The following is an 18,883-nucleotide window of genomic DNA, read 5'->3' as shown; positions in this document are numbered from 1 at the left end:
TCTCCCTGGCGCTGCTGCCCCAGAACTCCTTGGCCGGCGCCGCGCTCGCCGCCGGCGTGCCGCTCGGGGCGGCGGGCGTGCTCGGGGCGGGCGTGGTCACCACCGGGGCGGGCGGGGTGACCGGGTCATCGGCGCCGGGAGGCTTGCCCGCCGTGGCGTCGCCGCCATTCTGCGTCGGCACGTCCGGCATGGCCTCCGGCACCGGCACCGGCGCGCTGCTCCCGCCCCCGAAATCCGCCCAGGTCATGTCGCCCGAGCCCCAGTCCTTGAACGCCGTCTTGAAGGCGGCGCCGGTGTTCGCGTCGGTGCCGTCGGACAGCTTGCCGGGATAGGCGGAGTCCGAGTCCCAGTAGCTCTGCAGAACCACGTCGTGGCTGTCGAACCACTGCTTGGCGAGCTGCACGAAGGGGGCCGCGTTGTTGCCGGTGACGCCCCACTCGGAATAGGCGGTGGGCTTGCCATGCGCGGCGGCGAAGTTCTCCAGCCAGGTCAGGCCATACTTCTCGTCGCGGATCTGGTTGAAGGCCTTGACCGGGTCGCTGCCCTGGTATTCCGGCTTGTAGTAGAAGTCCATGCCGATGACGTCGACATACTCGTCGCCGGGATAGATGCTCTCCGGATTGATGCCGCCGTTGGCGTGGTTGATGTTCCACTCGAACTGGAAGCGGTCGGAGACCTGCTTGAAGGTGCTGGCCATCTGCTGGAAGGCGCCCTTGAAGGCCTCTTCCTTGCCGATGGCGTTCCAGAAGAACCAGTCGCCGTTGGCCTCCCAGCCGGTGCGGACCATGATCGGGCCGTCGCCGGGGGTGTTCTTCAGGAGCGCTTCGGCGACCTGCTTGTAATAGGTGTTGTAGGCGCCGCTGGCGGCGGTCCCGAGGTTGCCTTCCTTGCTGATGATCGGCACCGACCACTGCACGTCAATGCCGGTCGACTTCCACAGCCCCGCCTGCCAGCTCGCCGAGGAGACATAGTCCGTCCAGTTGGAATAGCCGACCACGCCATGGACATAGTCCGGCTTGTCGCCCAGCCAGGAGGAGAACTTGGTCAGATCAGCGGTGCTGTTGCCAACATAGACGCCAAGAGCGGTCATGGGGGTCTTCCGAGGGGACTAAGGGGTGCCGCCCTCATTGGGCCGCTCACGCAAATGTGAGCAGAAATCATTAAGGCTTTGTTACTCGCCTCCAGGTTGATTCACGAAAATTTTATTACACCCTCCCGATAGCCGGTGGCGTGCCGCCGAACACCGCTTTCGTGAACTGGTGGGGAAGGCGGAATCTCCCCTCCGCCCAGTATCAGGGTGCTGAAAAATAAGGTATTTCAGGAAAGTGTCGGCTTCTGCCAGCTCCGAGGCGGCTGGCCCGCCCCAGGGCACGCCCCGTTCTCGCGCTGGAAGCCGATCAGGCCCTCAGGCGCCAGCGAGGCTGAGGCGAGAACCAGTCACCCCTGAGTGCCTGGGCAGGCGGCGAGAGGCGGCGCGCACGACCAGCAGGTCGTGCCCGCCGAGGTAGCCGCGCCAGGGAGAGAAGGGCCGGTCCGCGGGGGGGGCAGACGGCCGGAGATCTCCCGATGCCGCCCAGCCCCCAGCCTGTTCCCGGCCGGGCGTCGCGGGTTGCGTTACCCGGCCACCAGCATCGCCATGCCATCGCGCTGCGGGTCGGCGCCGCCGTCCAGCCGGCCAGCCTGGATACGGATGCCGTGCAGCGCCGCGAAGGCGTAACTCTGCGGGCTGCGCTTGACCGTGTAGCCATCGGCCTCCAGCGCGTCCGTCACCGCCAGCGGCACGCGGTTGGCGACATCGATGCTGTCAGAGACGGCCATGATGCGCGGCGCCGCCACCGCCTCCAGCATGGACATGCCGAAGTCGATGACGTTCATGATGCCCTGCGCCACAGCGGGCGCGATGTAGCTGCCGCCCGGCGCGCCGATGACGATGTGCGGCGCATCGTCCTTGAAGACGATGGTGGGCGCGGCGGAGCTGGCGCGGCGCTTGCCCGGCGCGATCGATGCGGCGCGGCCCGGGCGCGGGTCGAAGCGGCTCATCGTGCCGTTGTAGATGAAACCCAGCCCCTCGGTGATGGCGCCGGAAGGGCTGCCCAGCGTGTGGGTCAACGCCACGGCGTTGCCATCCTTGTCCACCACGGAGATATGCGTGGTGTCGCGTTCGGACCTGTCGAGGCGCTTCACTCGCGCGCGCTCGCCGCGGCGGATGCTCGCCGCCTGCTCCGCCGCGTACTCCTTCGAGATCAGGCGTGCCACCGGCACGTCCACATAGGCGGGGTCGCCCATGTGATTGTCCTTGTCGATGGTCATGCGCTTCATCGCCTCGGCCAGCAGGCGGACATGCTCGGCGCTGTTGTGGCCGAGGGTGCGCAGGTCGAAATGCTCCAGCATGTGCAGGATCTGCAGCATCGACATGCCGCTGGCCGGCGGCGGGCTGGTGGAGACGCGGTGACCGCGATAGGAGCCCCAGACCGGCTCCACCACGGAAAGCGTGTAGGCGGCAAAGTCCTCCTTGCGGAGCAGGCCGCCCTGCGCGGCGAAGTCGGCCGCCATCTCCTCCGCCAGTTCGCCGTGGTAGAAGAGGTCCGGCCCGCCCTGGGCCAGGCGCTCCAGCGTGCGCGCCATGTCCGGGTTGCGCAGCATGTCGCCGGGGCGCCTGGCGCTGCCATCGGGGCGGAAATAGACGCGGCGGCCGGTCTCGGTCAGGCGCAGCTTGTCGGCGGTGTTCACCTGGCCGCTGCCGGACTGGTCCTGCGTCCAGAACCAGTGCATGTGCGGCCGCACCATCACGCCGCGCTTCGCCTGGGCGATGGCGGGCGCCATGACATCGGCCCAGTCCAGCGTCCCGTAGCGGGAGAGCGCCTCAGCATAGCCCTTGACGTTGCCGGGCGTGCAGACGGCGAGCGGTCCCTGCTCGCTGATGCCGCCCTCCAGCAGGAAGGCGAAGCCGTCGCGCGACTGCCCGCGCAGCTTGTCCGTCCACATGTCGGGCGTCGCCGCCAGGGGCGCGCGGGCGTAGAACTCCAGCACCTCGTGCTGGCCGCGCTTCGGCATATAGACCTGCATGGAGCCGAAGCCGCCGATGCCGCACATCAGCGGGTCCACCACGCCCTGCACGAAGGCGCAGGCGATGGCGGCGTCCACCGCGTTGCCGCCGCGCGCCAGCACCGCCGCGCCGGCCTCCACCGCCTCCGGCTGCGGCGCCACGATCATGCCGGGCATGGTCAGCCGCCCCGCTTCGTCTTGAGCACGCCGGCGAGGAAGTCCTTCACGCGGTCGAGCACCTTGATCCGGTCATGCGAGACGCCGGGCACCAGGTCGAACTGCACCTTGACGCCGGCCTTCCCGAAGGACTCCGCCAGCGCGCGCAGGCGCTCGGGGCGGGTGCGGCCGGCATCGTTCGCGCCTTCCATCCAGTAGGTGCCGCCGGGCTTGTGGGTGATCTCCCAGGTCTCCAGGTCGGCATCGCCCACCACCATCTGCACCGGCACCTTCGCCAGGGCGGCGGCGTCGAAGCTGATGCCGAACTTCTCCCGGATGTTGCGGATGCCCACCCACCAGTCGCGGTCCGGGTTCAGCAGCGTGACGGAGCCGGAGGCGCCGATCGAGGCGGCCCACAGCTTCTCCGGGTGCAGGATGGCGAAGCGGTGCGTGAAATGCCCGCCGCCGGAGAAGCCGAACATGGCGAATTTCGACCAGTCCTGGTCGTATTTCTCCGCGACTTCCTCGACCATCTTCAGCAGCAGCAGGTCGTAGCGGATGTCGCCCTCCTGCATGTACTTGTAGCCGCTGCGCGCGCCGTCGCCGAGCACGCCGACGGGGAAGATCGGACAGAGGGCAGCAACGTCGTTCCACTTGCCGAACTCGGCGAAGCCGTCACGGAAATCGAGGAAGCTGGTGCGGCCGGTGCCGTGCACGGCCACCAGCAGCTCCACCTTCGCCCCCTTCCCCACCTGCGGCGGCACGTAGAGGCAGTACTGGAAGCGCGGATCGGCCTTGCAGGCGAAGATCACGGTCGGGCCGAGATCGTAGATGGCACGGGCGCGCGCGGTCGCCTCGGGGGTCCCCTCGGGAGTCGTGTTGGCGTCGATCATGGCGATGTTCCTCAGGCCCGGCCGATGCCCATGGCGAGCGTGTACTGGTCGGCGCGCGTCTCGTAGGTGATGCCCTCGCGCGCCGCCCAGACGGAGACCTCGTGGTGCAGCGGCAGCAGGGCGTAGTCGGTGAAGGTGATCTCGCTGGCGCGGGCGAGCAGCGCGTTGCGCTTCGCGTCGTCCATGGTGGCGAGCGCCTGCTTCACCAGGCCGTCCAGCTCGGGGTTGGAGTAGCGGCCGGCATTGCTGGCGCCCATGCCGGCGGCGCGGTCATAGGTGGCGACCAGCGCCTTCAGCGGGTTCGAGGTCTCGCCGGTGTTCACCCCCCAGGCGGAGAGCGAGAGGCTGAAATCGCCGCTGGAATTCTGCTTGGAATAGACCGTCCAGGGCATCACCTCGGCGCGCGTCTGCAGGCCGATGCGGGTGAACATCTGCGCCACCGCCTGCACGATCTTGGCGTCGTTGATGTAGCGGTCGTTCGGCCCGTGGACGGTCAGGCGGAAGCCGTCGGGATAGCCGGCCTCGGCCAGCAGCGCCTTCGCCTTCGCGACATCGTAGGGCACGACGTCCACCTTGTCCGAGGTGCCGGCGCCGCCCTTGGGCAGGAACTGGCTGGCGATGACGGCATTGCCCTCCATCACCCGCTCGGCCAGTGCCTCGCGGCTGATCGCCATCGAGAGGGCCTGCCGCACGCGCCTGTCCTTCAGCGGGTTCTTCGGCAGCGGCTTGCCGTCCTTGTCGGTGATGAAGGGGGTGACGTCGCGGTGCTGGTCCATCGCGAAATAGACGAAGCGGCTGGAGATGCCGCGGATCAGGTGGAAGCCGCTGGCCCCCTTGACGCGCGAGACGCTCTCCGGCGGCACCGCCTCGATGATGTCGAGGTCACCGGCCAGCAGCGCCGCCATGCGGGCACCGTCATCGGTCACGAGGCGCAGCACCACCTCCTGCCAGGGCAGCTTGCCGCCCCACCAGGCATCGTTGCGCACGAGCCGCAGATGGCTGCCGGGGACGTATTCCTTCAGCACCAGCGCGCCGGTGCCGATGGCCGCCTTGCCGTTGTTGAAGTCGCCGGTCGGCGCGTCCTTGTAGGCGGCGCTGATGATGCGGATGCGGCTGAGCGAGTTCAGCAGCAGCGGATCGGGGCCGTGGGTCTCGATCAGCAGCGTGTGCGGGTCCTTGGCCGTCATCGCCTTGATGCTGCGCGTATAGGTGCGGAAGGAGGCGGTGCTCGGCAGGTCGTTGGCGCGCTGCAGCGAGACGATGGCGTCCTCGGCGGTGAAGTCGCGGCCGTCGCTGAACTTCACCGGGCGCAGACGGAACTCCCAGTGCGTGTCGTCCAGCACCTTCCAGGATTCCGCCAGGCCGGGCTTCGATTCCGAATGCGCGTCGTTGGTGACCAGCGCGTCGAAGATGTGGCTGGCGACCGCGTTGTTCGGCGCGTTGCTCTGGAAATGCGGGTCGAGCGTGGTGTTGGGCGCGGCCATGCCGACGCGCAGCGTCGCGGCACTGCCGGCACCCTGGGCCATGGCGGTGCCCAGCCAGCCCGGAAGCTGGGAAGCGGCGGCGGCGCCGAGCATGGCGCGCGTCAGCCAGCGGCGGGTGGGGCGGAATTCCTGCATGGACGTGGTTCCTGGCTGGTCGGGAGGGCTTGGCGGCACACCGGACCATGCCGCCGCATCAGACTCCCATCAGAACTGGTACCAATTTTGGTGTCAATCGACGATCGGCGCCCAGGCGCGGCTCAGCTTGAAGGCCAGCTCGCGCGAGGAGGGACGGATATGCGCCCGCACCACGGCGCAGAAGGCCTCGCGGTCATTCGCCTCCAGCGCATCCACCATGGCGTGGTGGTGGCGGGCGGATTCCTCCACCCAGCCGCGCTCGTGCCACTGCGTCAGCAGGGCGGAAGGCAGGCGCAGCCGCGTCTCACGGACCAGCCGCACCAGCTCGGCATTCGGGCAAAGCTCCAGCAGGGCGGCGTGGAAGGCCTGGTTGGCCTCGTGCTGATCCAGGATGGAGCGGTGCTCCACCGCCAGGCTGAAGCCCTCGGCGAGGTTCCGCAACCGGGCGAGCGTGGCGGCATCGGCGCGGCCCAGCATGGTCTCGGCCGCCGCGCCCTCCAGGATCAGGCGCACCTGCCGCAGCTCATCCAGTTGCTTCGGGTCGAGCGGGCGCACCCGGTAGCCGGAATTGTGGACCTGCTGGACCAGCCGCTGCGCCACGAGCTTGTCCAGCGCGCGACGCACGTCGCCCCGGCTGCGGCCGTAGCGCTCCTGCAGGTCGATCTGCTTCAGCCAGGTGCCGGGGAGCAGCAGGCCGGCATGGATATCGTGCGCGATGGCGGTTTCCAGCGCACGCAGGGCATTCTCCGTCGCGGCGTCGGCCATGGGGCTCTTGGCCATGCGGGAGCGGTCTCCTTTCCGGTTTGGTCGGCGGGGATATAGGGCGAGCGCCGGGGCGGTCGCCATGACTTCGTCAGGGCAGAGGTCGTATTGACTCCAAAATTGGTACCAATTTAGGCTCCACGAATGCGCGAGCCGCCTGCCCTCTCCGTCGCCTCTCCAGCCGGCCGGATGGCGCCACCTTCCAGCCGGGCGCGGCGGCGGCGCCCCGCAGAGACGAGGACCGGACCCAGGCCATGACCCAGAGCGAGACCGGCGGAACGCCGCGGCGCGGCGACGCGCTCCCCACGAGGCCGGAAGCGGCCGGCATCGACGGCGCGGCGATGCACCGCATCGTCGCCGACCTCGCCGCCATGGGGCGCAAGCTGCCGGGCTCGCCGGCCGAGGCGCGGGCCTGCGACTACATCACCGGCCTGCTGGCCCGTGCCGGCATCCGCCACGCCGTGCATGAATTTGACGCCTTCATCTCCTGGCCGGAGCGCAGCGCGGTGACGCTGCTCGGGGAGACGCCGCGTGACTTCGCCGCCAGCGGCGTCGGCTTCGCCGCGCCCAGCCCGGAAGAGGGCCTGCGCGCGCCCCTTGGTGAGGGCCAGGACCTCGCCGGGCGCATCGCCCTGGTCGACGGCCTGCCGCGCTATGACGCGGTGATGGCGGCGCAGCGCGGCGGGGCCGTGGGCGTCATCGCCGTCTCGCACGGGCCGGAGCGGCATTACGTGCAGACCTCGCCGATCTGGGGCGCCCCCACCGGGCAGGACGAGGTGGACCTGCTGCCGCGCATCCCGGTGGTGCAGGTCTCGCGCGAGGACGGGGCGGCGCTGCGCGCGGCCGGCGCGGGCGCCGAGGTGCGGCTGCTCGCGGAATCCCGCCGCGAATGGCGCCGCGTGCGCATGCCCTGCGCCGAGATCCCGGGGCGTGAGCCGCATTTCGTGCTGCTCGGCGCGCATTACTGCACCTGGGCCGATGGCGCGACCGACAACCTCGCCGGCGTGGCGCTGCTGCTGGAGCTGGCGCGGCTCTACGCCGCCGGCGAAACGCCGCGCTACGGCCTGCGCTTCGGCTGGTGGACCGGGCATGAACAGGGTGGCTATGCCGGCTCCTCCTGGTATGCCGACCAGTTCCGCACGGAACTTCATGACAACGCCATCGCCTATCTGAACGTCGATATCGTCGGCGTGAAGGGTGCCACCACCAAGGCGCTGCGCAACACCACGGGCGAGCTGGCGGCCTATGCCGCCGCCGTGCTGGAGGCCACCGCCGGGCCGCTGCCCGAGGCGGAGGAGGCCTTCGTCCGCCGCGCGCTGAAGCGGCAGGACAAGTATGTCGATCCTCGCCGCTCCGCCCGCAACTCGGACCAGAGCTTCTCCGGCATCGGCCTCGCCACCGCGCAGGTCAGCGCCTTCCTGCCCGCGGCCAGCCCGGAGCACATGCCGGGCAGCGGGCTCGCCTGGTGGTGGCAGACCGAGCAGGACACCGCCGACCGCTGCGACCCGGCGATCCTGGCCGCGGACACGCTGATCTACCGCAACCTGGTCGAGGGGCTGGTGAACCCGGAGCGGCTTCCACTCGACTATGCCGGCGCGGCGGAGGACATCCTCGCCGCGCTGCGCGAATATGCCGAAGCCGCGCCCGACCTGCCGGAGATCGGCTGGCTGGCGGAGCTGGCGACGCGCTTCCGCGAAGCCGCCGCGCAACTGGCGGCCAGCCCGGCGGTGGACACGGCCCGGCAAAACGCGCTGCTGCTGCGCCTCGGCCGGCACCTCAACCCGATGATGCACCACGCCCGCAGCGACTTCGACTTCGACCTCGGGCGCGCCAGCCGGCTGCTGCCGGGGCTGGCGCCGGCGCTGACGCTGAAGGACCTGGCGCCCGATGCCGCGCGCATGGCGCGCACGCTGCTGCGCCGCCGCGCCAACCGCATCGCGCATGGGCTGCTGCGCGCCGAGGAGGCGATCGGCACCGCCCTGGCCTGACGACGAACACGGTGCCGCGGGGAAGGCGGCGCCCTTCGCCGTGGCCAACAAGGGAATCTGACGATGCAACGACGCGCATTCCTCGCCGGCGGCCTCGGTGCCGCCGGTTTCGCCAGCCTGGGGCACCCTGCCCTCGCCCAGCCTGCGCGGCAGCGCGTGCTGCGCTTCGTGCCCTACACCAACCTGGCGATCCTGGACCCGATCTGGACCACGGTCGATATCACCCGCGACCATGGCTACATGGTCTATGACACGCTCTACGGGCTGGACGGCAACTTTCAGCCCCGCCCGCAGCTCGCCGAGGGCCACCGGGTCGAGCAGGACGGCCGGCTCTGGACGATCACGCTGCGCAGCGGCCCGCGCTTCCACGATGGCGAGCCGGTGCGCGCGCAGGACTGCGTCGCCAGCCTTGAGCGCTGGATGCCGGCAGCGCCGATGGGGCAGACGCTGCTGGCGAGCCTCGACGAGCTGCGCGCGGTGGACGACCGGCGCATCCAGTTCCGGCTGAAGCGTCCCTTCCCGCTGCTGGCGGCGGTGCTGGCGCAGGCGACGGCGCCGGTGCCCTTCATCATGCCCGAGCGCGTGGCCCGCACCGACCGCAGCAAGCCGATCACCGAGACCGTCGGCTCCGGCCCCTTCGTCTTCAAGCGTGACGAGTACCAGCTCGGCGTGCAGACGGTCTATGAGCGCTTCGGCGGCTATGTGCCCACCCCCGATGGCGGCAGCGGTCTGACGGCCGGGCCGAAGCAGGTCCATTTCGATCGCGTGGAGTGGCACCACATCCCGGACGCCTCCACCGCCGGCGCGGCGCTGCAGACCGGCGAGGTGGACTGGTACGCCGCCCCGCCGGCCGAGCTGATCGACCTGCTGCGCAGCTTCCGCGACGTCGAGGTCGGGCGGATGGAGCTGCTGCCCGCGGTGATGGTGATGCGGCCCAACCACCTGCAACCGCCTTTCGACAACAAGAAGCTGCGGCAGGCGCTGCTGCCGGCGCTGAACCAGGCGGACTTCGCCATGGCCGCCGTCGGCACCGACCCGACACAATACGCGATCGGCACCGGCTTCTTCCCGCCCGGCTCGCCGATGGCGAGCGATGCCGGCCTCGCCCCCCTGCTCGGCCCGCGCGACCCCGACCTCGCGCGGCGGCTGATCAAGGAAGCCGGTTACGCCGGCGAGAAGGTACGCCTGCTCGGCCCGGCCGAGGGCACCGTGACCGCCGCCATGGCCCAGGTGACGGTCGACCTCTTTCCCCGGCTCGGCTTCGACTTCGAGGCGACGCTGGTGGATTCCGCCACCGTCACGCAGCGCCGCCGCTCGATGGAGCCGGTGGAGCGCGGCGGCTGGTCCGTCACCTGCTGGGCCTTCCCGGGGCTCTGGTTCGAGAATCCAGGCACCCACAGCCTGCTGCGCGGCAACGGCAGGGACGCCTGGTTCGGCTGGCCCGACGTGCCGAGGCTGGAGGCATTGCGCAACGCCTGGCTGGACGCGCCGGACCTCGCCGCGCAGCAGCGCATCGCGCGCGAGATGCAGGTTGTCGGCATGGACGAGCTGCCCTGCATCCCGCTGGGGTCGCTCTACCGGATGACCGCGCTGAAAAAGACCCTGCAGGGCCGCGTCACCGGTTTTCCCATCTTCTGGAATCTGCGGCGGGCGGCCTGAGGGCTGCCCGCCTCGCGGCGTCGGCCGGGCCTCAGAACCCCGGCCAGATGCCCGAGCGTCCGCCCTGCTGGTCCTGCCGGTTCAGCTCGTTGGCGGCAAGGGAGGCGGCGAAGCTGGCCTGCGGCAGCCGCGGCAGGTTCGCCAGCCGCGCCAGCATCGCCTCGCCGCCGGCGGGAAACAGGGGCGGCGCGAGGATCTGCCGCGCCGCCGCGGCATCGCCGGCGCGCAGGGCGCGGGCGGCGGCGTAGAGCGCATCGACCACCGCCTGGGGCGGCGCCCCGGGCGCGATCCCGACCACGTTCCGGATCTCCGCGAGGCCACGGCGCAGCTCCACCCCGACCAGAGGCGAGAAGCCCACCCAGCGCGGGCCGGTGGGGATCTCGACCGTGAGATATTCGTAGTTGGCGACGGCCCGCGCCGCCTCGGCCGGGCGCCCGGCCAGGCTCGAGGGCGTTCCGAAGGCGTAGGCGGTGCTGAGGATGGCCCCGCGCGTCGGGTCGCCGGCGCCCTCGACGGCATCCGGCGGCAGGCGGACCGCGGGCGGCGGCGGCAAGCCGCCCGCGCAGCCGCCGAGCATGAGCAGCGTGCCCAGCAGCAGCCAGGGGAGGCGGCCCTTGCCGCGTGCCATTCGCCTGTCGGGATGCGGAACCGTTGCCGGTGTCATCGGCGCCTCACGGGGACTCGGAGCGACGGGGAGGCATCCTGCCACGCGGCAGCGGCCGGGTCGCGCGGAAAGCGGCCGACGGGGATTGCCCGGCCCCAAATCGGGCCTCCCCTTCGCGGACCGCCGGTTTGGCGGTATGACCGGGTTGTCTGACGACGTGATCACCTGCCAGGAATGGGGCGGCGCTCCCCTGGCGGTGGTACGGCACGACAAGGAGAGACCAATGGCGAGTAGCAGGCTGACGCAGTCCCTGACCGGCATCTCCGGGATTCTGGTGGCGCCCTTCGATGCCGAGGACAGCCTCGACACGCGGCGCCTGGGCCCGATCGTCACCCGCGCCGTGGATGCCGGCGTGCATATCCTGGTGGCGAACGGCAACACGGGCGAGTTCTACGGGCTCACCACCGCCGAGGCCGAAGCCTTCGTCGCCGACTGCGCGCAGGTCATCGCCGGGCGGGCGCCGCTGCTGGCGGGCATCGGCAAGTCGGTGCACGACGCCTGCGCGCTGGCGCGCGCCTCGGCCAAGGCGGGCGCGGCGGGGCTGATGATCCACCAGCCGCCGGACCCCTTCGTCTCGCCGCGCGGCATCATCGAGTATGTGAAGCGGGTGCAGGACGCGGGCGGCGGGCTGCCGATCGTGCTCTATCTCCGCAACGACGCCATCGGCACCGCCAATATCGCCGCGATCTGCGCGCTGGAGGGCGTGGTCGGCGTGAAGTGGGCGACGCCCAATCCACTGAAGCTGGCCGAGGCGATGGCGGCGAGCCCGGAGCATGTCATCTGGGTCGGCGGGCTGGCCGAGGTCTGGGCGCCGGCCTTCTACGCGGTGGGCGCGCGCGGCTTCACCTCGGGGCTGATCAATGTCTGGCCGGAGCGCTCGGTGGCCATCCACACGGCGCTGGAGGCGGGCGACTATGCCGAGGCACGCCGCCTGATCGCCGGCATGGCGGTGTTCGAGACGGTGCGCGCGCAGGAGATGAACGGCACCAACGTCACCGGCGTGAAGGCGGCGCTGGCGATGATGGGGCAGGATTGCGGCGCGACGCGCCCGCCCTCGGCCTGGCCGCTCACCCCGGCGCAGTCCGAGATGCTGCGCGGCTTCCTGGCGGAGGTCGGGCTGCTGAAGGCGCCGGCGCCCGCGAAGTAGCGGCTCAGCCGCCGCGCTTCAGCCGGAGGCGCCGCGGCGCGGCGCCCCGGGGTGCGGCGGCGAAGGCCGCCAGCACGTCCTCCGGCCAGGCGCCGACCTTGCGGCGCTCCAGATCCACGCAGAGGAAGAGCAGCTCGCACTCCGCGCTCTCCCATCCCTCCCCGGCATGCAGCAGGCGATGGCGCAGCAGCAGCCGCTTGGCGTCGAAGTCCAGGATCTCGCTGGTGCCGCCGAAGGCCATGCCTTCGGTCATCTCCCGCCTGTAGGCCACCCAGTTCTCGGCCGCGAAGGTGCCGAGGCCGCGCGCCCGGAAGGCGGGGCCGAGATGGAGTTGCGGCCAGACGGCGTCGGTGAGCAGGTCGAAGGCCACCACATAGTAGGCCAGGTTCATATGGCCGTAGTGATCGACCCATTCGGGCTTCACGCGGCCGATTTCGGCTGAGCTGAACATGCGCCTGTCCTCTACGCTGGCCGGGCGAGCCGGGGGAGAATGAATTCTCCCCCAGGCCCCCTCTTCTTTTTTCTATCAGTTTGGCCGCGCCCGGTGCAGGCGCTCGCGCCGGGGTGGGGCCTGTCAGGGATACCCTCGCCACAGGCGGGTCCGAAGAACCGAAAGAAAAAGGAGGGGGTTCGGGGGGTCCGAGGCACTGCCTCGGACCCCCCGAGCTTTTCTTCGCCTCGCGATCCGGGCTTCACCTTCCGGCACGCGCGGCGGAGCCTCCCGCACGGCTGAGCCCCTGCGCCGCCTCCAGCAGCAGCGGCGCGAAGCTGGCCGCGAAGGCCTCCGGCTTCCACTCGCTGAGCGAGCCGGCGATGTGCAAGGCGGCCACCGGCCGGCCATCGGCGCGGGTGATGGCGGCGCCCAGCGTCACCTCGCCCGCCGAGACCTCCTCGGTTGCCATGGCATAGCCCTGCGCGCGCGCCTGCCGCACCTGCTCCAGGATGGCCGCCGGGTCGGTCAGGGTGCGGGGGGTCAGCGCGGCGGGGGTGGCGCGGCGGACCAGCGCCTCGGCCTCCTCGGCTGCCAGCGATGCCAGGATGGCGCGACCGCCGGCGGTGCTGACCAGCGGCACGCGTCGGCCGACCAGCGAGGACCAGAAGTACTCGCGCCTGCTCTGCTGCCGGATCACGTAGATCAGCGAGGTGTCCTCCCAGAGGCTCATGCTGACCCGCTCGCCGCAGGAGCGCCGCAACTCCGCCACCACGGGCATCGCCACCTCCACCAGCGGCGTGGTGCGAAGATAGTGGAAGGCGGTCTCCAGCGCCTGGCGGCCGAGGCTGAAGCGGCGGGTGCGCTCATCCTTCTCCAGGTAGCCGAGACGCCAGAGGGTGTGGCTGAAGCGCTGCGCGGCGCTCTTGTCGAGGCCGGAGGCGGCGGCGATCTCGCTGAGGCTCATCGCCCCCGGCCCCTCCCGCACCGCATGCAGCACGCGGAACGCCTTCTCCACCGAGCCGACCAGCAGGGCATCCTCTCGCATGCGGTTCCATTCTCTCCCGGCGGGCGCTTGACAGATTTCCGGCATATTGCCGTATAATTTTTGATATTACAATGTAATACGGCGGCTCCGGGCCCGGACGGCCTCTCCGCCCTCAGACAGGGATTGCGCATGTCAGGACGCAGCAACACAGCCGCAGGGGCAGCCGACAACCTGACTGCCGGCAAGGCCGTCGGCGCCGCCGTGGTCGGCAACGTGCTGGAATGGTACGACTTCTCGGTCTACGCCTATCTGGCGACCATCCTCTCGCAGCAGTTCTTCCACAGCGAGAACCCGACCTCCGCGCTGCTCGCCACCTTCGCCGCCTTCGGCATCGGCTTCGTGGTGCGGCCGCTGGGTGGCATCGTGATCGGCCGGATGGGCGACACGCATGGACGCAAGGCCGCGCTGCTGCTGACCATCTTCATGATGGCCTTCGGCACCGTCGCGATCGGCCTGCTGCCGACCTACGAGACCATCGGCATCCTCTCCCCCATCCTGCTGGTGGCCTGCCGGCTGGCGCAGGGCTTCGCCGCCGGCGGCGAGTGGGGGGGCTCCACCGCCTTCATCGTCGAGTGGGCGCCGAAGAACCGGCGCGGCTTCTTCGGCAGTTTCCAGCAGGCGAGCGTCGCCGGCGGGCTGCTGCTCGGCTCCGCCATCGCCGCGCTCTGCAGCACCCTCTTCTCCGCCGAGACCATGGAGGCCTGGGGCTGGCGCATCCCCTTCCTGCTGGGCGGCCTGCTGATCCCGCTCGGCATCTACATGCGCCGCAACATCGACGAGACGCCGGCCTATCGCGAGGCCCAGGCCGAGACGGCGCCCGCCGCGCAGCAGGAGGGCAACTGGACCCTGGCCGGCCGCGCCTTCGGCTTCACCATCCTCTGGACCGTCTCCTACTACGTCATGCTCAACTACATGCCGACCTTCACCCAGCAGCACGCGGGGCTGAGCCGGACGGCGGCGCTGTGGTCGAACACCCTCGGCCTGGTGGTGCTGGTCGTCGCCGTGCCGCTGATGGGCCTGCTCTCCGACCGCATCGGGCGCAAGCCGCTGCTGCTGGGCTGCTGCATCGCCTTCATCCTGCTGACCTACCCGCTGTTCATGCTGCTGCTCTCGGGCGGCGGGCTCGGCACCGTCATCCTGGTGCAGATCATCTTCGCGGTGATGATCGCGGCCTTCTCCGGCCCCGGCCCGGCGGCCATCTCGGAGATCTTCCCGACGGCGTCGCGCTCCACCTACATGTCCACCGGCTACAGCCTGGCGGTGGCCGTCTTCGGCGGCTTCGCGCCCTACATCGCCACCTGGCTGATCGCCACCACCGGCTCGCCGCTCTCGCCGACCTACTACCTGATCGGCGCGGCGATCCTCTCCACCCTGGTCATCCTCCGGCTGCGCGAGACCGCGCATTCGGACCTGCGCTGACCTGAAAGGACCCCGGCCATGACCCAGGACAACCCCAGCGACTTCTCCCGGATGGAACCCTGGCAGTGGCCGGACCCGCACTGGCAGGGGCTGATCCGGCAGGTGCGCGCCGGAAGGCCGCTGCGGCCGCGCCAGTGGCCGGGCGGCGCGCGCTGCGCCGTCGCCCTCTCCTTCGACAGCGACCACGAGACCAACGAGCTGCGCGAGGGCGGCAAGTCGATCGGCCGCATGGCCTGGGGGCAGTACGGCAACCGCGTCGGCGTGCCGCGCATCGCGAAGCTGCTGGACCGGCACGGCATCCGCGCCACCTTCTACGTCCCCGCCGTCGCCGCCCTCACCTATCCGGACGAGCAGCGCGGGCTGGTGGCCGCCGGGCATGAGATCGGCATCCATGGCTGGATCCATGAGCTGAACTCGGTGCTGCCCTACGAGACCGAGCGCGACCTGATGTTCCGCGCCACCGACGCGCTGGAGAAGATCACCGGCCTGCGGCCGGTCGGGCTGCGCACGCCCTCCTGGGACTTCAGCCCGAACACGCTGCGCATCGAGCGCGAACTCGGCCTGCTCTACGACTCCTCGCTGATGGCCGACGAGGACTGCTACGAGCTGGAGATGGAGGGCGAGCCGACCGGCATCGTCGAGCTGCCCGTCGAATGGGTGCGCGACGACGCGGTGTACTTCATGATGCACCGCTTCCAGTCGCTGCGGCCCTACACGCCGCCGGAGGATGTGCTGAACATCTTCCGCCGCGAGTTCGATGCGGCCCATGCGGAGGGCGGCATCTTCCAGCTCACCTGCCATCCGCACATCATCGGCTACCGCTCGCGCATCTGGATCCTGGAGGAGCTGATCGCGCACGCCAAGGCCAAGGGCGACGTCTGGTTCGCCACCCATGCCGAGGTCGCCGCCTATGCGCGCGACAATGCGGCCTGAGACGATGAAGTTCGAATTCGCGGGACGGACCGTCCTCGTCACCGGCGCGGCGCGCGGCATCGGGCGGGGCATCGTCGAGGGCTTCGCCGCCAGCGGCGCGCGGGTGGTGGCCACCGACGTGCTGGCCGGGCCGCTGGAACAGATGGCGCGCGAGGTCGGCGGCACCATCGAGGCGAAGCTGCTCGATGTCACCGACGGCGCGGCGGTCGAGGCGGTGGTGAAGGCGGTGGAGCCGGTGGATGTGCTGGTGCATGTCGCCGGCGGGGTGATGGGCCAGGGACGCAAGCCGCTGGAGGAGATCACCGACGCCGACTGGGACGCCATCATGGACGTCAACCTGCGCGGCGCCTTCCATGCCTGCCGCGCGGTGGCGCCGGGGATGAAGCAGCGCCGCGCCGGGCGCATCGTGATCATCTCCAGCCGCTCGGGGCTGGGGGTCAGCCTGACCGGCATCCATGCCTATGGCACGGCCAAGACGGCACAGATCGGCTTCGTCCGACAGATTTCGGACGAGCTGGGACCCTACGGCATCACGGTGAATGCCGTGGCGCCGGGCTTCCTGCGCACCAGCCCGGATTATGAGCGGCAATGGGCCTCCTACGGCGCCGAGGGGCAGCAGGCCATGCTGGGCCGCATCCCGATGCGGCGGCTGGGCGAGCCGGCGGATATCGCCAATGCCGTGCTCTTCCTGGCCTCGGACGAGACCTCCTGGATCACCGGCCAGGTGCTGGCCGTCACCGGCGGCACCTGAGGCGCGCTCCGGCCGGGCGGCGGGCGCGCAATCCCCCGCCGCCGCCCGCAACCATTCCTCTCCGGCAGCCTTTTTCGCCATGCCGGCGGCGATCCCGCCGCCGCGCAGCCGTTGAGGGTTCGATGGGCAATCCCTGGGCGAGGAAGAACCCGCTGATGAGCCTGTGGCTGAGCGGGGCCAATGCCTGGGCGGGCACCGCCCGGAGCTTCTGGACCGCCGAGGCCGGGCGACAGCAGGCCGCGGCGACGCGCCAGATGATGGAACTCTGGGCGCCGCCGGGGCCGGGCGCGAAGAAGAAGCGGCGACGGAAGGTGCGCTGAACGCGCCCCCTTCCCCGCCTCAGCAGACGCTCCCCAGCCGCTCGGCGCAGACCGCGAGGGTTTCCTCCATCGGCCGCCGCCACCAGTCCTGCGCCGAGAAGATCTCGACCTCCACCAGCCCGCCATAGCCCGCCGCCTCGACGGCGGCGCGGATGGCGGGGATGTCGATGACACCGTCGCCCATCATGCCGCGGTCGAGCAGCACGTCGCGCGTCGGCACCAGCCAGTCGCAGACATGGAAGGCGGCGATGCGGCGGCGCTGCGCCGCGCGTTGCAGCTCGCGCGGCAGGGCGGCGTCCCACCAGAGGTGGTAGACGTCGGCCGCGACGCCGAGGCCGCCGCGCGCCTCCGGGTCCAGCGCGTCGCAGAGGTCGAGCGCCTCGCCCAGCGTGCAGAGGCAGGAGCGGTCGGCGGCATAGACGGGGTGCAGCGGCTCCAGCGCCAGGGTGACGCCGAGTTGCCGCGCCTCCTCCAGCAGCGCGCCGACGCCGTCCCGCAACTGCCGCCGAGCCGCCGCGAGGTCGCGCGAGCCGGGCGGCAGGCCGCCGGCCACCAGCACGAAGCAGCGGGCACCGAGGGTGGCGGCGTCGCGCAGGGCGCAGCAGTTCTCCTCCACGGCCGCGCGGGCGGCCTCCGGCGTGGCGGCGGGAAAGGCGCTGCTGCGGCAATAGCCGGTAACGGCGAGGCCGGCGTCGCGGATCTGCCGCGCCACGGCGGCGACGTCCTGCCCCTCCAGGTCGCGCCGCCAGGGGGCGATGCCGCCGAAGCCCTGCCGTGCCACCGCCTCGATCACCGCGCCGATCGGCGCCGAGTGGCCGAGGGTGGCGGTGTTGATGGCGCAGAGATCCGGCCGGCCCGCGAGGTCCCGCACGGGTTCAGCCCTCGATGCCGTAGAGCGCCAGCAGGCGCCGCATCCGTGCCGCCGCCATCTCCGGGTCGCGCAGCAGGCCGGCGGCATCGGCCATGCGGAAGATGTCGGCGAAATAGGCCAGCGGGCGCATGGATTGCTGGCCGCCGACCATGATGAAATGGTCCTGGTGGCCGTTCAGGTAAGCGAGGAAGACCACGCCCGTCTTGTAGAACTGCGTGGGTGCGCCGAAGATCCGGCGCGAGAGCGGCACGGTCGGCTCCAGGACGGCGTGGAAGCGCGCGGTGTCGCCCTCCGCCAGCGCCGCGAGCGCCAGGGAGGCGGCAGGCGCGATGGCGTCGAAAATGCCGAGCAGCGCGTCGGAATGGCCCTCCGCGTCGCCGGCGATCAGCGCGGGGTAGTTGAAGTCATCGCCGGTGTACATCCGCACGCCGGCCGGCAGCAGACGGCGCATCCGCACCTCCTTCTCGTCGTCCAGCAGCGAGATCTTGATGCCGTCGATGCGGCCGCGGTTCTCCTCGATGATCTCCAGGCAGGTGCGCAGCGCGCCGTCGAAATCCTCATAGCCCCAGTAGCCCGACAGGGCGGGGTCGAACATGTCGCCGAGCCAGTGCAGGATGACCGGCGCCTCCGCCGCACCCAGCACGCGGCGATAGACCGCGCGGTAGTCCTCCGGCGAGCGGGCGACACGCGCCAGGGCGCGGCTGGCCATCATGATGAGCCGGCCGCCCTGCGCCTGGATGGCCTCCAGCTGCTCCATATAGGCGCGCAAGACGTCGTCGGTGCCGCGCGCGTCGCGCGGGTCGAGCTGGTCGGTGCCGCAGCCGGAGGCGATGCGGATGCCGGGAATGTCGCGTGTCTCGCGCAGGCTGCGGGTGATCAGCGCGCGCGCGGCGGGCCAGTCCAGCCCCATGCCGCGCTGCGCCGTGTCCATCGCCTCGGCGATGCCGAGCCCGAGGCCGGCGAGATGGCGGCGGTAGGCGATGGTGCGGTCCCAGTCGATGACCGCGCCGGCATGCGGCGAGGTCTCCGCGAAGGGGTCGGCCACCACATGCGCCGCCGAATAGGCGATGCGGTTGAAGCGTGCGCCGGGCACGGGCGCCGGAAGGGCGCGGCCCTGCAGGCGGTAGGGCTGCAGGCGGCCGCCGGCAACTGGCAAACGAATCTCGGCCATCGTCGTG

General features: G+C 70.9%; 17 protein-coding genes. 7 read left to right on the top strand and 10 right to left on the bottom strand.

What is annotated here, in order from left to right:
• The 5 genes from QMO56_RS21825 to QMO56_RS21805 form a co-directional block, all read right to left on the bottom strand.
• Positions 1 to 1,090 (bottom strand): glycoside hydrolase family 26 protein (locus QMO56_RS21825; RefSeq protein ID WP_283529343.1); only part of this gene is annotated, 1,090 nt, incomplete at its 3' end.
• A gap of 524 nt (positions 1,091 to 1,614) precedes the next feature.
• Entirely contained in the window at positions 1,615 to 3,222 is a 1,608-nt protein-coding gene (ggt, locus tag QMO56_RS21820; RefSeq protein WP_283529342.1) for a gamma-glutamyltransferase, read from the bottom strand.
• 2 nt (positions 3,223 to 3,224) lie between these two features.
• On the bottom strand, positions 3,225 to 4,094 hold the full coding sequence (locus QMO56_RS21815; RefSeq protein ID WP_283529341.1) for an alpha/beta hydrolase: 870 nt from the start codon (positions 4,092 to 4,094) through the stop codon (positions 3,225 to 3,227).
• Between the two features lie 11 nt (positions 4,095 to 4,105).
• Positions 4,106 to 5,713: an ABC transporter substrate-binding protein gene (locus tag QMO56_RS21810; protein ID WP_283529340.1), complete on the bottom strand. Its 1,608-nt coding sequence runs from the start codon at positions 5,711 to 5,713 to the stop codon at positions 4,106 to 4,108.
• A gap of 93 nt (positions 5,714 to 5,806) precedes the next feature.
• Entirely contained in the window at positions 5,807 to 6,493 is a 687-nt protein-coding gene (locus QMO56_RS21805; protein ID WP_283529338.1) for a GntR family transcriptional regulator, read from the bottom strand.
• Positions 6,494 to 6,729: 236 nt separating this feature from the next.
• Here QMO56_RS21805 and QMO56_RS21800 point away from each other — a divergent pair, with 236 nt between their 5' ends.
• A complete protein-coding gene (locus QMO56_RS21800; protein WP_283529337.1) occupies positions 6,730 to 8,463 on the top strand; it encodes a M28 family peptidase in 1,734 nt (577 codons plus the stop codon).
• Positions 8,464 to 8,526: 63 nt separating this feature from the next.
• Positions 8,527 to 10,122, top strand: a complete 1,596-nt coding sequence (locus QMO56_RS21795) for an ABC transporter substrate-binding protein (RefSeq protein ID WP_283529336.1) — start codon at positions 8,527 to 8,529, stop codon at positions 10,120 to 10,122.
• A 31-nt stretch (positions 10,123 to 10,153) separates the two neighbouring features.
• Here the strand turns inward: QMO56_RS21795 and QMO56_RS21790 are convergent, their stop codons facing one another.
• Positions 10,154 to 10,786 (bottom strand): hypothetical protein, encoded by a 633-nt coding sequence (locus QMO56_RS21790; RefSeq protein ID WP_283529335.1) that lies wholly within the window; start codon positions 10,784 to 10,786, stop codon positions 10,154 to 10,156.
• Between the two features lie 136 nt (positions 10,787 to 10,922).
• Here QMO56_RS21790 and QMO56_RS21785 point away from each other — a divergent pair, with 136 nt between their 5' ends.
• On the top strand, positions 10,923 to 11,933 hold the full coding sequence (locus QMO56_RS21785) for a dihydrodipicolinate synthase family protein (RefSeq protein WP_283529334.1): 1,011 nt from the start codon (positions 10,923 to 10,925) through the stop codon (positions 11,931 to 11,933).
• Positions 11,934 to 11,937: 4 nt separating this feature from the next.
• Here the strand turns inward: QMO56_RS21785 and QMO56_RS21780 are convergent, their stop codons facing one another.
• A complete protein-coding gene (locus tag QMO56_RS21780; protein WP_283529333.1) occupies positions 11,938 to 12,384 on the bottom strand; it encodes a thioesterase family protein in 447 nt (148 codons plus the stop codon).
• Between the two features lie 241 nt (positions 12,385 to 12,625).
• The gene (locus tag QMO56_RS21775; RefSeq protein ID WP_283529331.1) at positions 12,626 to 13,411 is read right to left on the bottom strand and encodes an IclR family transcriptional regulator; all 786 of its coding nucleotides are present in this window, start codon (positions 13,409 to 13,411) and stop codon (positions 12,626 to 12,628) included.
• Positions 13,412 to 13,540: 129 nt separating this feature from the next.
• Here QMO56_RS21775 and QMO56_RS21770 point away from each other — a divergent pair, with 129 nt between their 5' ends.
• The 4 genes from QMO56_RS21770 to QMO56_RS21755 all read left to right on the top strand — a co-directional run bounded on the left by QMO56_RS21770 (position 13,541) and on the right by QMO56_RS21755 (position 16,834).
• Positions 13,541 to 14,830, top strand: coding sequence for an MFS transporter (locus QMO56_RS21770; RefSeq protein ID WP_283529330.1), 1,290 nt, complete (start codon positions 13,541 to 13,543; stop codon positions 14,828 to 14,830).
• 18 nt (positions 14,831 to 14,848) lie between these two features.
• The gene (locus tag QMO56_RS21765; RefSeq protein ID WP_283529329.1) at positions 14,849 to 15,763 is read left to right on the top strand and encodes a polysaccharide deacetylase; all 915 of its coding nucleotides are present in this window, start codon (positions 14,849 to 14,851) and stop codon (positions 15,761 to 15,763) included.
• Between the two features lie 4 nt (positions 15,764 to 15,767).
• Positions 15,768 to 16,514, top strand: coding sequence for an SDR family NAD(P)-dependent oxidoreductase (locus QMO56_RS21760; RefSeq protein ID WP_283529328.1), 747 nt, complete (start codon positions 15,768 to 15,770; stop codon positions 16,512 to 16,514).
• 155 nt (positions 16,515 to 16,669) lie between these two features.
• Complete coding sequence (locus QMO56_RS21755) at positions 16,670 to 16,834, top strand: hypothetical protein (RefSeq protein ID WP_283529327.1); 165 nt, start codon at positions 16,670 to 16,672, stop codon at positions 16,832 to 16,834.
• Positions 16,835 to 16,853: 19 nt separating this feature from the next.
• Here the strand turns inward: QMO56_RS21755 and QMO56_RS21750 are convergent, their stop codons facing one another.
• On the bottom strand, positions 16,854 to 17,705 hold the full coding sequence (locus QMO56_RS21750) for a sugar phosphate isomerase/epimerase (protein ID WP_283529326.1): 852 nt from the start codon (positions 17,703 to 17,705) through the stop codon (positions 16,854 to 16,856).
• 4 nt (positions 17,706 to 17,709) lie between these two features.
• A complete protein-coding gene (locus QMO56_RS21745; RefSeq protein ID WP_283529325.1) occupies positions 17,710 to 18,876 on the bottom strand; it encodes a dihydrodipicolinate synthase family protein in 1,167 nt (388 codons plus the stop codon).
• Positions 18,877 to 18,883 lie beyond the last annotated feature (7 nt).

The organism is Roseomonas sp. E05 (assembly GCF_030063475.1).
Lineage (GTDB): Bacteria > Pseudomonadota > Alphaproteobacteria > Acetobacterales > Acetobacteraceae > Pseudoroseomonas.
The sequence above is the reverse complement of the archived record's forward strand: the minus strand, read 5'-3'. Positions and strand labels throughout refer to the sequence as shown.

Coding starts and splice junctions, on each gene's coding strand:
- ggt (WP_283529342.1), bottom strand. CDS start 3,222: ATGCCCGGCATGATCGTGGCGCCGCAGCCGGAGGCGGTGGAGGCCGGC.
- QMO56_RS21815 (WP_283529341.1), bottom strand. CDS start 4,094: ATGATCGACGCCAACACGACTCCCGAGGGGACCCCCGAGGCGACCGCG.
- QMO56_RS21810 (WP_283529340.1), bottom strand. CDS start 5,713: ATGCAGGAATTCCGCCCCACCCGCCGCTGGCTGACGCGCGCCATGCTC.
- QMO56_RS21805 (WP_283529338.1), bottom strand. CDS start 6,493: ATGGCCAAGAGCCCCATGGCCGACGCCGCGACGGAGAATGCCCTGCGT.
- QMO56_RS21800 (WP_283529337.1), top strand. CDS start 6,730: ATGACCCAGAGCGAGACCGGCGGAACGCCGCGGCGCGGCGACGCGCTC.
- QMO56_RS21795 (WP_283529336.1), top strand. CDS start 8,527: ATGCAACGACGCGCATTCCTCGCCGGCGGCCTCGGTGCCGCCGGTTTC.
- QMO56_RS21790 (WP_283529335.1), bottom strand. CDS start 10,786: ATGACACCGGCAACGGTTCCGCATCCCGACAGGCGAATGGCACGCGGC.
- QMO56_RS21785 (WP_283529334.1), top strand. CDS start 10,923: ATGACCGGGTTGTCTGACGACGTGATCACCTGCCAGGAATGGGGCGGC.
- QMO56_RS21780 (WP_283529333.1), bottom strand. CDS start 12,384: ATGTTCAGCTCAGCCGAAATCGGCCGCGTGAAGCCCGAATGGGTCGAT.
- QMO56_RS21775 (WP_283529331.1), bottom strand. CDS start 13,411: ATGCGAGAGGATGCCCTGCTGGTCGGCTCGGTGGAGAAGGCGTTCCGC.
- QMO56_RS21770 (WP_283529330.1), top strand. CDS start 13,541: ATGTCAGGACGCAGCAACACAGCCGCAGGGGCAGCCGACAACCTGACT.
- QMO56_RS21765 (WP_283529329.1), top strand. CDS start 14,849: ATGACCCAGGACAACCCCAGCGACTTCTCCCGGATGGAACCCTGGCAG.
- QMO56_RS21760 (WP_283529328.1), top strand. CDS start 15,768: ATGAAGTTCGAATTCGCGGGACGGACCGTCCTCGTCACCGGCGCGGCG.
- QMO56_RS21755 (WP_283529327.1), top strand. CDS start 16,670: ATGAGCCTGTGGCTGAGCGGGGCCAATGCCTGGGCGGGCACCGCCCGG.
- QMO56_RS21745 (WP_283529325.1), bottom strand. CDS start 18,876: ATGGCCGAGATTCGTTTGCCAGTTGCCGGCGGCCGCCTGCAGCCCTAC.